Below are 14,006 nucleotides of genomic sequence, written 5' to 3'. Positions count from 1 at the left end.
GCGCCATTCGCGGTTGTCGCGGATGGGCGGCAAGCCGTTGAAAATACAGGTCTTTTTAAATTTCATGCGGCGCAGCATGCTATAATGCGCGCCTTCCAAGAATCGGCATCAACCTACATTCACCATGTCAAACAATATCCGCGCAATTCGCAACATCGCCATCATTGCCCACGTTGACCACGGCAAAACCACCCTGGTCGACCAACTGCTGCGCCAGTCCGGCACCTTCCGCGACAACCAGCAGGTCGATAACCGCGTGATGGACTCGAACGACATCGAAAAGGAACGTGGCATCACGATCCTGTCGAAGAACTGCGCGGTGGAGTACAAGGGGACCCACATCAACATCGTAGACACCCCGGGCCACGCCGACTTCGGCGGTGAGGTCGAGCGCGTGCTGTCGATGGTCGACAGCGTGCTGCTGCTGGTTGATGCCCAGGAAGGCCCGATGCCGCAGACCCGTTTCGTCACCCGCAAGGCGCTGGCGCTGGGCTTGAAGCCCATCGTGGTCCTCAACAAGATCGACCGTCCGGGCGCGCGCGCCGAGTGGGCCATCAACGCCACTTTCGAACTGTTCGACAAGCTGGGCGCCACCGAAGAGCAACTGGACTTCCCGGTGATCTACGCGTCGGGCCTGAACGGTTATGCCGGCCTCACCCCGGACGTGCGCGAAGGCACGATGGAGCCGCTGTTCGACGCCGTCCTGAAGTACGTGCCGGCGCGTGAAGATGACCCGAACGCACCGCTGCAACTGCAGATCACTTCGTTGGAATACTCGTCCTACGTCGGCAAGATCGGCGTCGGCCGTATCCTCGCCGGTCGCGTCAAGGGCGGTCAGGACGTGGTCTGGATGAACGGTCCCAATGATAAGCCGACCAAGGCGCGCATCAACCAGGTGCTGACCTTCAAGGGGCTGGAGCGCGTGCTGGCCGAAGAGGCATTGGCAGGCGACATCGTGTTGATCAACGGTATCGAAGAAATTGGTATCGGCTCCACCATCTGTGCGCCGGATGCGCCCAATGGCCTGCCGATGCTGAAGGTTGATGAACCGACCCTGACCATGAACTTCATGGTCAACACCTCGCCGCTGGCTGGCCGCGAAGGCAAGTTCGTCACTACCCGCCAGATCCGCGATCGCCTGGAAAAGGAACTGAAGTCCAACATGGCACTGCGCGTGGTGCAAGCCGAGAACGACGACTCGACCTACGAAGTGTCGGGTCGCGGCGAACTGCACCTGACCATCCTGATCGAAAACATGCGCCGCGAAGGTTTCGAGCTGGCCGTCTCGCGTCCGCGCGTGGTGTTCCGTATGGTTGATGGCGTGCGTGAAGAGCCGTACGAAAACCTGACCGTCGACGTCGAAGAAACCCATCAGGGTGGCGTCATGGAAGAGCTGGGCCGTCGCCGTGGCGACCTGCAGAACATGGAGCCGGACGGCAAGGGCCGTGTGCGCCTGGAATACCACATTCCGGCGCGTGGTCTGATCGGTTTCCAGGGCGAATTTATGACCCTGACCCGCGGCACCGGCCTGATGAGCCACGTGTTCGACGACTACAAGGCGGTTGATACCACCAAGGGCGAACTGGCCGGCCGTCGTAACGGAGTGCTGATCTCGCAGGACGACGGCGCCGCCGTGGCCTACGCACTGTGGAAGCTGCAGGATCGCGGCCGCATGTTCGTCAGCCACAACGACCCGGTCTACGAGGGCATGATCATCGGTATCCACTCGCGTGACAACGACCTGGTTGTGAACCCGATCAAGGGCAAGCAGCTGACCAACGTGCGCGCTTCCGGTACCGACGAAGCGGTGCGCCTGGTGCCGCCGATCGAGCTGAACCTGGAATACGCGGTCGAATTCATTGAGGACGACGAGCTGGTCGAAGTGACGCCGAAGAGCATTCGCCTGCGCAAGCGTCACCTGAAGGAACACGAGCGCAAGAAGGCATCGCGCGAAGAATCGATTTAATGCGGGGAAGCGGCAGCCGCATGCGGTTGTCGTTGGAGCGGGGCAGGTCTGCGCTGATATCTTTTTTGTGAATACCTGATATCAGCATAATAAAGCAGACAGCTATGATGCGCTGCCATATAGTTACACCTGTCTCCTCCAATTTCCTCCTAAAGAATTGGATTCAAGCCCGCAACTTCGGTTGTGGGCTTTTTTTTTTGCCGCGCTCCCGGCAGCATGCCGAGACGTCTGCGGCGCTGTTATTGGAGGGGCGGCTGCCAATATCAGCTTGCCTGGTGGCCGCCGGAAAGTCATTTCTGCTGGCGGCGTGGTTATTTGTTATTTCCGTAGCACTATTTTTGTGCAATGCGAAATGACGGCTGTCGGTTTGTGGTGCAGAATCGTGTCCGCAGTATAAAAATCCTATCTCACAGAGGATAGAGGGGACACCAGCCCGCAACGCGAAAGCCTTGCGGGCTTTCTATTTGCCCACCGGTTTGCCCCTTTGAACTGACGCGATCGCCGAATGGCGGCTCCTGCTTGCAGCCTGCGATGCCATCGCGGACACTGGAGATGCGGTGGGCCGGACCGCACATTGGCAGCCGAAACGATTTACGGATTACGATTTCTCAGCACATGAAGAAACACTTGCCTCCACGCACTGTCAGCGTGGCCCCGATGATGGATTGGACCGATCGGCACTGCCGCGTCTTCCATCGCCAGATCACGCGCCACACCTGGTTGTACACCGAGATGGTGACCACCGGGGCGCTGCTGCATGGAGACGTGCCGCGCCACCTCGATTTCAATGAGGAAGAGCACCCGGTCGCCTTGCAACTGGGCGGCAGCGAGCCGGCCGACCTGGCGCACAGCGCGAAGCTGGGCGAGCAATGGGGCTATGACGAGATCAATTTGAACTGCGGTTGCCCATCCGAGCGGGTGCAGAAGGGCGCTTTCGGCGCTTGCCTGATGGGCGAGCCGGCGCTGGTGGCCGATTGCGTCAAGGCCATGCGCGACGCGGTGTCGATCGATGTCACCGTGAAGCACCGCATCGGCATCGACGACGTGCAGTCCTATGACTTCGTGCGCGATTTCGTCGGCGCCATCGCCGAGGCGGGTTGCAAGACATTCATCGTGCACGCGCGCAACGCCATCCTGAAGGGGTTGAGCCCCAAGGAAAACCGTGAAATCCCGCCGCTCAAGTATGACTACGCGTACCAGCTCAAGCGCGATTTCCCCGCGCTGGAGATCCTGATCAATGGCGGTATCAAGACCGCCCCCGAAATCGACGAACATCTGAAGCATGTGGACGGCGTCATGCTGGGCCGCGAGGCCTACCATAATCCTTACCTGATGGCGGGCTTCGATGCGCGTTATTACCCGGGCCTGGACGGCGGCCGCCAGCCAAGCCGCGAAGAGGTGATCGCCGCCATGCTGCCTTACATGCAACGCCAGCTGGAATTGCACGGCGACAACGGCCGTGGCCTGCGCTTGAACAGCATGACCCGCCACATGCTGGGCCTGCTGGCCGGCGTGCCGGGGGCGCGGGCGTTCCGCCAGACCTTGTCCGACTCCAAGAAGCTGGCATCCGGCGATCCGGCCCTGTTGCAGGAAGCGTTGGCGCGCACGCAAGCTGCCGCATATCAATGAAACCGTCGCCGGCGCTTGCCGGCATCGTGGAAGACCGCGCAAATCCTTTAAAATAGCGGGTCCAACAGGGAAACCACTTATGCCACTCGCAACAACAGAAGAAATCGTCGCAGAACTCCGTGCTGGACGCATGGTGATCCTGGTCGACGAAGAAGATCGCGAAAACGAAGGCGATCTGATCCTGGCGACCGATTTCGTCACGCCGGAAGCCATCAATTTCATGGTCACGCATGCGCGCGGCCTGGTGTGCCTGACGCTCACCGAAGAACACTGCGACCAGCTCGACCTGCCAATGATGTCCAGCCGCAACGGTACGCAGTTCGGCACCAACTTCACCGTTTCGATCGAAGCGGCCGAAGGCGTGACCACCGGTATTTCCGCCGCCGACCGTGCACGCACCATCCAGGTGGCTGCGGCCAAGCACGCCAAACCGTCGGACCTGGTGAATCCGGGCCACATCTTCCCGCTGCGCGCGCAAAAGGGCGGCGTGCTGATGCGTGCCGGCCACACCGAAGCCGGTTGCGACCTGACCGCCATGGCCGGGCTGACGCCGGCTGCCGTGATCTGCGAGATCCTGAAGGAAGACGGCACCATGGCACGCCTGCCGGACCTGATGGAATTTGCCGAGAAGCACAACCTGAAGATCGGCACGATTGCCGACCTGATCCACTACCGCAGCCGCAACGAGAGCATCATCGAGCGCGTGGCCGAACGCGACATGCAGACCGTGCATGGCAACTTCAAGGCAATTGCTTACCGCGACACGCCGTCCGGCGGTGCGCATCTGGCGCTGGTGCACGGCGCTATCCAGCCGGGCCAGGAAACGCTGGTGCGGGTACACCAGCCGGTATCGATCCTCGATCTGCTGGAGTCGGAAGTCACCACGCACTCGTGGAACCTGGCTGCCGCCATGAAGGCGGTACAGGCGGCGCCGGGAGGCGTGGTGGTGCTGCTCAATTGCGAAGAATCGGCCCAGCAGATGTTCGACCAGTTCGGCGCGCTCAACCAGGTTGGCGGCGCCAATGCCGCCAAGCCGCTTCGCGCCGACCGCCTGGATTTGCGTACCTATGGTATCGGCGCCCAGATTCTGAAGGATTTGGGCGTGTGCAAGATGAAACTCCTGGCCAGTCCGCGCAAGATGCCGTCCATGGCAGGCTTCAAGCTTGAAGTGACCGGTTATCAGGCGCGCGAAGGCGTATAAGTACGGAACGTACAGAATCAGCAATCACGCAAGTCAACAACCTAATAAGGAAAAGCCATGACCATTGGAACTTTTGAAGCGGATTTGAATGGCGAAAGCTTGCGCATCGGCATCGTGCAGGCGCGCTTCAATGAAGACGTCTGCCATGGCCTGCTGGCGGCCTGCCTGGCCGAATTGAAGCATTTGGGCGTATCCGACGAGGACATCCTGCACGTCACCGTGCCGGGCGCCCTGGAAATCCCGCTGGCCCTGCAGAAGATGGCCGAGACCGAGCAGTTCGATGCGTTGATCGCGCTGGGCGCGGTAATTCGCGGCGAAACCTATCACTTCGAGCTGGTTTCCAATGAATCCGGCTCCGGTATCACCCGCATCGCCCTGGATTTCGGCGTGCCCATTGCCAACGCCGTGCTGACCACCGAGAACGACGAACAGGCTGAAGTGCGCATGGCCGAGAAGGGCGCCGACGCGGCCCGCGTTGCGGTCGAAATGGCGAACCTGTCCATCGTCCTGGAAGAGCTGGGCCAGGCAACCGACGAAGAGGAATAAGCCGTTGCCGCACTGCTGCCAGGGCAGCGGTGCGGCGGTTTTTCTTTTCAGCAGTTTCAAGTATTCATTCAAGTAAAGCATTCACGGCTTCGCGCCGCACTCATCATGTCGAACAAATCTCAACACGCCAATTCGAACAAGAACCGCACACCGCGCCACCGGGCGCGCGAGTTTGCGTTGCAGGGCTTGTACCAGTGGCTGCTCAACCATGAGGACAGCGGCGCAATCGAAGCCCACATCCGCGAAGCGCATGGTTTCGACAAAGCCGATGCCGAACACTTCGACACGCTGCTCAACGGCACCATCCGCGATGCACAAGCGTTGCGCGCCGGCCTGGCGCCGCTGATCGACCGCTCCATCAAGGAGTTGTCGCCGGTGGAACATGCGGCGTTGCTGATCGGCGCCTACGAACTGCAGAATCACATTGAGATTCCCTACAAAGTAGTGATCAACGAGGCCGTGGAATTGACCAAGTCTTTCGGCGGTATCGATGGCCATAAGTATGTCAACGGCGTGCTCGATCGCTTCGCGGCGCAAGTCCGCGCCACCGAAGTCGGCGCCGCCCGCCGCTAAGCGCGGCGCCTCGGGCGGCTGGCGTCAAGCCTGGTCCGCTGCCCGGCTTTGCGGCCAATCCGGCCGCACCATCCCCGTTGAATGCGTTGCCGCCAGGGCGCGCCCCAGCTTCCCGGATTTCCCATGAGCCTGAACGAACTCGCTTCCCGCCTGAATAACATCGCCCCCTTCCATGTCATGGAGCTGGCCAAGAAGGCCGCTTTGCTGGAGAAGCAGGGGCGCCACATCATCCACATGGGCATCGGCGAACCCGACTTCACCGCGCCGCCGGCCGTAGTGGAGGCCGCCACGCGCGCCATGGCCGACGGCAAGATGCAGTACACCTCGGCCACCGGCCTGCCGCAGTTGCGCCAGGCGATTTCCGGCCACTATCGCAGCGTCTACGGGTTGGATATTGCGCCGGAACGCATCGTGGTCACGGCCGGCGCCTCGGCTGCCTTGTTGCTGGCCTGTGCCGCGCTGGTGGAGAAGGGCGCGCAAGTGCTGATGCCCGACCCCAGCTATCCTTGCAACCGTCATTTCGTCGCGGCCTTCGAAGGCCAGGCCAAGCTGATCGCCAGCGGCCCGGAACACCGCTTCCAGCTTTCCGCGCAAATGGTGCGCGAGCACTGGAACGAAGCCACCCGTGGCGTGCTGCTGGCCTCGCCGTCCAATCCGACCGGCACTTCCATCCTGCCAGAGGAATTGCGCGCCATCGTGGCTGAAGTGCGCGCGCGTCGCGGCTTCACCATCGTGGATGAGATTTATCAGGGCTTGTCGTATGAAGGAACGCCGTTCTCGGCGCTGTCGCTGGGCGAGGACGTGGTGGTGATCAACAGCTTCTCCAAGTACTTCAACATGACCGGATGGCGCCTCGGCTGGCTGGTGCTGCCGCCGGCGCTGGTGCCGCAGATCGAGAAGCTGGCGCAGAACTTGTTCATCTGCGCCTCATCGATTGCCCAGCATGCCGGTGTGGCCTGTTTTTCTCCGGAGTCGATTGCCATCTATGAAGAGCGCAAGGCGGAGTTCAAGCGCCGCCGCGACTACATCGTGCCGGCGCTGGAAAGCCTGGGTTTCAAGGTGCCGGTGGTGCCGGACGGCGCTTTCTATGTCTACGCGGATTGCAGTGCACTGTCCGACGATGCCGACCAGTTGACAATCGACATGCTCAACGAAGCCGGCGTGGTACTGGTGCCGGGCCTGGATTTCGGTCCCTTTACCGCGCGCCGCTACATTCGCTTGTCGTATGCGACTTCGATGGAGAACCTGCAGGAAGCAGTGGCTCGCCTGAGAACCTTCTTCGCCAACCGCAAGGTGGCCTGAACGTATCGATGGCTTCAGCCGCCAGCGCAGAAGCCGGAAAAGAAAAAGGAGCCCGAAGGCTCCTTTTTTGCGTTTTGAATACCGGTAATATTCAAGCGCAACACGCTCATAAGGCAGCGAGTTGTTCTTCCGTCCTCGGCTTGGCGGCAGATGCCGAGGCGATGTTATTCGTGGCTGCCGGCTTGGGTCCGGCACCGGCGGCGATCGCCGGGGCGGCCGGCGGCAGCTTCACGGTTGCAGTGGTGTAGATCGAAACGTTCTTCCCCATCGCCACTTGCTTCAGGTTCTGGTACTCGGACAGCACCTTCACGCCATAGCCGCCGTCGTTGGCCATGTCAGCTGCGCCGACGTAGGTCTTCAGACCGGCTTCGATGGAGCCGCCGCGGGTCACATATTCTTTCAAGATCTGCGAGCCGACACGAATGTTGGCTACCGGATTCAGGGCTGCCTTGATGCCGCCCAGTTCCTGGAACTTGTCATGGTGCACCTTGGACATCACCTGCATCAGGCCTTGCGCACCCATCGGGCTTTCCGCGAAAGGATTGAAGCGCGATTCGATGGCGATCACCGACAGGATCAGCAGCGGATCGAGTTTGATGTCGCGTGCCGTCAGGTAAGTGGCCGATACCAGCATATCTGCGGCATCGCTGGCGACGCGGTAGCGTTTGGCCAGCCAGCTGGTCACCAGCTTCTGTTGATGCGGCGTACCCAGCAACTGGCGGTCTTCTGCCGACATTGCCTGTCCGCTTGCCGACGCTGCTGTGGCGGCGCCAGCGATCACCGGAATGGTGGGAACCGGTGTAGCCGGCGACATCAGCTCTGCCAGCGGCGGCGCAGCCACTGCGTCGGCTGTCTGCACGTCGTCGGCCGAATCCGAAAAGGGCGACATGCTGATCAGCTTGTCGGCCAGGTCCGGATTGAAGAACATCAGCCCAAGGACGAACAGGGCGGCGATGCCGAGTACCGTGATGGCACGGTGGGCAACGCTGAAAAATTGACCAATGCGCGTGTTCAGGGATGAATCCCAGAGCGCGGCGCGCTGAACCATCTGCGGGGTGCCCGCTAAGGGCGCCTCGGTAGTTTGGTTAGACATTGAACCTCCTGCGTTATTGCGGCAAATACAGGGCTCGCCGGCCAAGAAGTGGAGACCGGATAGCTGGACTGACATCGCTGCAATCTATTACGTTACCGTCGCAAGGCGTTACGGCAAGTAGTCGTCCGCGAGGCCTGCTGGCCGTGCCGTCGGACGACAATGTTTCGGGGAGTAAGGCTGACGCCTTGGATGACACTTCTTTGTGTTGCGGGGACCCCGGTCCCTGGATTCCTTGCAAGCTTGTTATGATTAATTCAAGCTTGTTGAGCTTCTAGCCCGTTCCCTTTCGTTTAAGGTGGGCGCATTGTAGAAGTCACTTTATATCGAGTCAATACTATAAAAACTAGTTTTTATAACTTTTGTGTCTCATTTTGACCGTGGCCTTTCTTCAAAAATCAATAGAATCAAGCGTTTGCCGGGGATACCTGAGCCGGCTGTCATGCAAAAAGAAATTTGTTAAAAAGTATGAAATACACGGATCTGCGCGATTTTATTTCCAAGTTGCAACAAAAAGGCGAATTAAAACGCGTATCCCACCCTGTTTCCTCCCATTTGGAGATGACCGAGATCTGCGATCGCACTCTCCGGGCGGAAGGTCCAGCGCTCCTTTTTGAGCGTGTGGACGGGAAAAATATCCCAGTCTTAGCGAATCTTTTCGGTACCCCACGCCGGGTCGCACTGGGCATGGGCGCAGAAGATATCGGGGAATTGCGCCGTATCGGCCACTTGCTGGCGCGCCTGAAAGAACCGGAGCCGCCCAAGGATTTCAAGGATGTGCTCGGGCTGGGAACGCTGGTCAAGTCGCTATGGGACATGGCGCCCAAGGAGCGCAGTTCGGCGCCTTGCCAGGATGTGGTGTGGGAGGGCAAGGATGTCGACCTCTCGCGTTTGCCCATCCAGCATTGCTGGCCGGGCGACGTGGCGCCCCTGATTACTTGGGGCCTGGTGATTACCAAAGGGCCGCATAAGAAGCGCCAGAACCTGGGGATTTATCGCCAGCAGGTACTGGGTCCGAACAAGGTGATCATGCGCTGGCTGGCGCATCGCGGCGGTGCGCTCGATTTCCGCGAGCATTGCATCGCCAACCCCGGTCAGCCTTATCCGGTGGCCGTTGCCCTGGGCGCCGACCCTGCCACTATATTAGGTGCGGTGACGCCGGTGCCGGACAGCCTGTCCGAATACCAGTTCGCAGGACTCCTGCGTGGCAGCCGCACCGAGCTGGTCAAGGCCATGGGCAGCGAGCTGCGCGTGCCGGCCTCGGCCGAAATCGTGCTGGAAGGGCATATCTATCCGGATGCCAACCACCCATCGGGTTATGAGCATGCACTCGAAGGTCCCTATGGCGACCATACCGGTTATTACAACGAGCAGGACTGGTTCCCGGTATTCACCATCGACCGCATCACCATGCGGCGCGATGCCATTTACCACTCGACCTATACCGGCAAGCCTCCCGACGAACCGGCGGTGCTGGGCGTGGCGTTGAATGAAGTGTTTGTGCCGCTGTTGCAGAAGCAGTTCTCTGAAATTACCGATTTCTACTTGCCGCCGGAAGGCTGCAGCTACCGCATGGCGGTGGTGCAGATGAAGAAGTCGTATGCCGGGCATGCCAAGCGCGTGATGTTCGGCGTGTGGAGTTTCCTGCGCCAGTTCATGTACACCAAATTCATCGTGGTGGTGGACGAGGATGTCGATATCCGCGACTGGAAGGAAGTGATTTGGGCCATCACCACACGGGTCGATCCGGTGCGCGATACGGTCATGGTGGATAACACGCCGATCGATTATCTCGATTTCGCTTCGCCCATCAGTGGTTTGGGCAGCAAGATGGGCATCGATGCCACCAATAAATGGCCGGGCGAAACCAACCGTGAGTGGGGCACGCCGATCGCCATGACCGATGAGGTCAAGCGCCGCGTAGACGATATCTGGCAGCAGTTGGGGATCTGATTCTGCTTGCATCTCCTCGATTGAAGAAGCCGCGCAAATTGTTTATACAATTGCGCGGCTTTTCATTGTGGAGCTAGCCGGATGTTGAATTCGCTGGCCCGGGCAGTCCGAAATGGAGTACAATTCGCCCCGGCGGGCCCCTGCGCATTGTGGCATGGTCAACCTGGTCAGGTCGGGAACGAAGCAGCCACAGCCATTTCCCGCAAGTGCCGCAGACAAGGCTCGCCTCTTCTCTTTCTACTCCCCCACAGTCATTAAGTGCCTTGAACCTCAGGCAATGTTGGTGTGCCGGTCGCCCAGCTTGCAAGGTTCGGCTATGCATCGCGTTTGTCGCGCAGCTTTTCGCCGAGAATGGCGGAGACGCCGATGAAGGCCGGGTAATCGGCAGTGATGACGAAGGTTGGAATCTTTTTCGTCAGCGCCGTCATGCGTCCCTTGTTCTCGAAACGCGCACGGAACGGCGAGCGTTCGAAGTAATCACCCAAATGCAGCACTACGCCGCCGCCGATGTAGATGCCGCCCAGCGCACCCAGCGTGACCGCCAGGTTGGCTGCCACGGTGCCGAGCATGCTGCAGAAAATGTCGACGGTTTCCTTGCAATGCAGGTCGCCTTGCTGCAAGCCGCGTTCCACGATTTGTTCCGCCTTCAGCTCTTCAGCCGGAAGACCTTCGATGTCGAGCAGCGCCTGGTGGATCAGTTCCAGCCCCGGCCCCGATACCAGCCGCTCGGCCGACAGATGCTCATAAGTACGCCAGCCATAGGCAAGAATTGCCGCCTCACGCGGATTGGCTGGCGAGAAGGACACATGCCCGCCTTCGCTGGCCAGCGGCAGCCAGCGCCCCCCGCCATATACCAAGCCGCCCACGCCCAGGCCGGTACCTGCGCCGACCAGGCCGATGGGGCTGCCGGCTGCCGCTTGACCGCCGCCCACCTGCAGCAAGTCGGACGGCTTCAACTGCGGCACCGCCATCGACAGCGCGGTGAAATCATTGACCAGCAGTAGCGTATCGAAGCCCAGCAACTGGCGCGCGGCCTCGATCGAGAATGCCCAGTCGTGGTTAGTCATCTTGATCTGGTCGCCTTGCACCGGATTGGCGATGGCGACTACCGCATGCCGTACCGGCGGATGACCGGCTTGTTGCAAGTAGGCCAGCACGGCATCGGTGAATTCCTGGTAATCGGCAGCGGGCAGGGTCTTGATGGCTTCGATACGGTTCGGCCCGGGCTCCAGGGCGAAGCGCGCATTGGTGCCGCCGATATCGGCCAAGAGGCGGGGGCCATCGGCATATTCGTCATTACCGACATGAGAGGTGGCGCTGTTCTGTTGGCCAGTCTGCATTCCTGTAGTCCTTGTCGTTGCAGGATGGCGATGGGCGCGCCGCCATCCATGTTGTATCAGGTCTGGGCAGGATAGTGAATCGCCCTGCATGTTATGAGGCCGCATACCGATACAGGTTCCGGTCGCATGCTTCGCCGATGGGCAGGCGTTTGTTGCCGCTGGGCGTGAAAAAGCCGGATTGCCTGCTGGAAGCAACCCGGCGCTTGCACGATGGCGTTTGCGGGCTTATTCGCCGGCGAGGTGCTGCGACAGCGCTTCCCGCATCTGCGCCACGACACCGGCCCAGTCCCCTTGGGCGCCTTGGCGGAAGATGGTGAAATTCTGGTACCAGGGCGTATCCGTGCGGTCGACCTGCCAGCGCCAGCAGCCGTTGAACCGGTCCAGCAGCCAGACCGGCTTGCCCAATGCGCCGGCAAGATGGCAAACCGATGTGTCGACGCTGATAACCAGGTCGAGATTGGCAACCAGTGCGGCAGTCTCGGAAAAATCGGACAGATGAGCGGAAAAATCGTGCACACGGTCGCGCAGCGGATGCGCTTGCAACTGCGCAACGGCAGCGTCGCCTACCTGGAGCGAGACGAACTCGACGCCGCCCGCCAGTTCGACGATGGGCGCCAGCTCCGCAAACGGAACCGAACGCATGGCATCGATGGCGACGGCACTGGGATCGGTCGATTGCGAGCTGCCGGACCAGGCCAGCCCCACGCGCAAGGCGCGGTTTTGCGGCAGGCGCTGGTGCCAATCGGCCCATTTGCGGGGATCGGTGCTCAGATAAGGCGCGCGCGGGATAGCGTCTTCGGAAAAGGTGCCGCATGCCAGCGGCAAGCTCATCAGCGGGCAGTGGAAATCGAAAGCGTGGCGCAGCGCCGTGCCGCTGGCGACCAGCTCGCTCACGCCAGGCACATTGCGCATCAGTTGTTCCAGTGCCGGCTGTACTTCCAGGATGACCTTGGCGCCTTTTGCCGCGACTACCGGCACGTAGCGGGCGAACTGCAAGGTGTCGCCGAAGCCCTGTTCCGCGTGCAGCAGGATGGTTTTTCCTTGCAGGGATTCTTGGCCAAGCCACAGGGGCTGCTGGAAACTGCGCCGCTGGGCCTGCATCTGCTGGGTGTCCCAGCGGGCTTCATACTGTTGCCAGCCGTTGCGGAAGTCGCCTTGGCGCAATTGCATCAAGGCCTCGTTCCAGCGTGCCGAGTTCGTGGCCGGATTGAGCATCTGGGCCCGGTGATAGCTTTCCTTGGCCTCGTCGAAGCGGCGCAGTTCTTCCAGCGTCGCAGCGCGGTTGAACCACAGGTCATGGGAGCTATCGTCAAGCGCCAGGGCGCGGTCATAAGCTGCCAGCGCCTCATGCGGGCGGTGCAGGCGGAACAGCACGTAACCCCGGTTGGTATGCGCCTGGGTGAAGTCCGGTGCGGCGGCAAGCGCGAGGTCGTAGGCTTCGAGCGCCTCGCCGAAACGATAAAAGTCCTTGTGGGCGTTACCCAGATTGAACAGCGCTTCGATAAAGCCCGGCCGTAGCGTTACCGCACGTTTGTAGCTCTCCTGCGATTCGCGGAAGCGGAACTCATCGTTCATGCAGTTGCCGCGCTGGAACCAGGCGTCGGCGTTATCAGGTGCGATCGCCACGGCCTTGTCGCAGTCCGCGAGGGCGTCGCGGCTGCGTCCAAGCCGCCGCAATACCTGTGCGCGTTTGATGAAAGCATCGGCGAAATCCGGCTTGAGTTCGATGGCGCGGTCGTAGCTCTGCACCGCATCCTGGTCGCGGCCGAGGTGCTCAAGTACGCCGGCATGGTCGAAATAGGTATCCACGTGCCGCGGATTGAGTTTGATCGCTTTTCCCAACTGCACTTCGGCGGCGTCCCAATCTTCCTGGTGCAGCTTGAGCATGCCATACAGATAGTTGGCCTCGAAATGGCCGGGAGCCTTTGCCAGTGCTTTTTTGTAGAGTGCTTCAGCGGGCGCCATCTGGCCCTTCTGATGCATCGCCAACGCCTGTTGCAACAGGACGGTGGCGGCATTTGCTTGTTGACGCATAGGAATAGGGGGTTTGATCTACGGCAATGAAAAAAGCGGAGTGGCCGGCAATGTCGGGCGCCGCGCGTTGTATTGACGCAAGTGTCCCAAATTCGCCGTTTTTTATCCAGCGGATTACAGCCGGAATTGCCGCCTATATCTTAGAACCTGTTCCCGATCTCGCCGGGAGTCGGTCAAATGTCATTTCAGGATGGGATGCAAGGCGTAAAACGCAGCCGGGCCGGTTGGCCCGGCGAGGCTTTACAACGCCGCAGACCGCCTGAAAGGGCATTTGAACGGCCCCGAGCGAGATCGGGAACAGGTTCTTGGCCAGCGGTATTGGCGGCAGGCCTGCGGGTAGTGCCAAGCAGCCCTGCGCCTTTTCTTTTACAC

11 protein-coding genes and 1 other RNA gene are annotated in these 14,006 nt (G+C 60.6%); 8 read left to right on the top strand and 4 right to left on the bottom strand.

The genetic code is table 11. The features are described 5' to 3' along the window. Nucleotides 1-124 precede the first annotated feature (124 nt). From typA to AKL28_RS15295, 6 genes are all read left to right on the top strand, one after another. On the top strand, nt 125-1,966 hold the full coding sequence (gene typA / locus AKL28_RS15320) for a translational GTPase TypA (RefSeq protein WP_050469036.1): 1,842 nt from the start codon (nt 125-127) through the stop codon (nt 1,964-1,966). Between the two features lie 615 nt (nt 1,967-2,581). Beyond that, complete coding sequence (dusA, locus tag AKL28_RS15315) at nt 2,582-3,595, top strand: tRNA dihydrouridine(20/20a) synthase DusA (RefSeq protein ID WP_050469035.1); 1,014 nt, start codon at nt 2,582-2,584, stop codon at nt 3,593-3,595. Nucleotides 3,596-3,674: 79 nt separating this feature from the next. Beyond that, complete coding sequence (ribBA, locus tag AKL28_RS15310) at nt 3,675-4,796, top strand: bifunctional 3,4-dihydroxy-2-butanone-4-phosphate synthase/GTP cyclohydrolase II (RefSeq protein WP_050469034.1); 1,122 nt, start codon at nt 3,675-3,677, stop codon at nt 4,794-4,796. 57 nt (nt 4,797-4,853) lie between these two features. Next, a complete protein-coding gene (gene ribH / locus AKL28_RS15305; RefSeq protein ID WP_050469033.1) occupies nt 4,854-5,342 on the top strand; it encodes a 6,7-dimethyl-8-ribityllumazine synthase in 489 nt (162 codons plus the stop codon). A gap of 105 nt (nt 5,343-5,447) precedes the next feature. Further along, complete coding sequence (gene nusB / locus AKL28_RS15300) at nt 5,448-5,915, top strand: transcription antitermination factor NusB (protein WP_050469032.1); 468 nt, start codon at nt 5,448-5,450, stop codon at nt 5,913-5,915. Between the two features lie 123 nt (nt 5,916-6,038). Beyond that, nucleotides 6,039-7,217, top strand: coding sequence for a pyridoxal phosphate-dependent aminotransferase (locus AKL28_RS15295; protein WP_050469031.1), 1,179 nt, complete (start codon nt 6,039-6,041; stop codon nt 7,215-7,217). Nucleotides 7,218-7,323: 106 nt separating this feature from the next. On the opposite strand, the gene AKL28_RS15290 is transcribed toward AKL28_RS15295, so the two are convergent. Next, a complete protein-coding gene (locus tag AKL28_RS15290) occupies nt 7,324-8,310 on the bottom strand; it encodes a transglycosylase SLT domain-containing protein (protein ID WP_050469030.1) in 987 nt (328 codons plus the stop codon). Between the two features lie 465 nt (nt 8,311-8,775). On the opposite strand from AKL28_RS15290, the gene ubiD reads away from it, so the two are divergent. Both ubiD and ffs read left to right on the top strand, forming a co-directional pair. Beyond that, nucleotides 8,776-10,260: a 4-hydroxy-3-polyprenylbenzoate decarboxylase gene (gene ubiD, locus AKL28_RS15285; protein WP_050469029.1), complete on the top strand. Its 1,485-nt coding sequence runs from the start codon at nt 8,776-8,778 to the stop codon at nt 10,258-10,260. Between the two features lie 131 nt (nt 10,261-10,391). Continuing rightward, nucleotides 10,392-10,490, top strand: an RNA gene (gene ffs / locus AKL28_RS23960) — signal recognition particle sRNA small type. An 84-nt stretch (nt 10,491-10,574) separates the two neighbouring features. Here ffs and AKL28_RS15280 read toward each other — a convergent pair. From AKL28_RS15280 to AKL28_RS25075, 3 genes are all read right to left on the bottom strand, one after another. Beyond that, a complete protein-coding gene (locus tag AKL28_RS15280) occupies nt 10,575-11,600 on the bottom strand; it encodes a glucokinase (RefSeq protein WP_050469028.1) in 1,026 nt (341 codons plus the stop codon). Between the two features lie 225 nt (nt 11,601-11,825). Beyond that, nucleotides 11,826-13,634, bottom strand: coding sequence for a tetratricopeptide repeat protein (locus AKL28_RS15275; RefSeq protein ID WP_050469027.1), 1,809 nt, complete (start codon nt 13,632-13,634; stop codon nt 11,826-11,828). 133 nt (nt 13,635-13,767) lie between these two features. Continuing rightward, nucleotides 13,768-14,006: hypothetical protein (locus tag AKL28_RS25075; RefSeq protein WP_231602452.1), on the bottom strand; the 239-nt coding region annotated here is incomplete at its 5' end.

This window comes from Herbaspirillum chlorophenolicum (assembly GCF_001189955.1).
GTDB lineage: Bacteria > Pseudomonadota > Gammaproteobacteria > Burkholderiales > Burkholderiaceae_D > Herbaspirillum > Herbaspirillum chlorophenolicum.
Note: the sequence above shows the minus strand (reverse complement) of the source record. Positions and strands in the feature narration are given on the sequence as shown.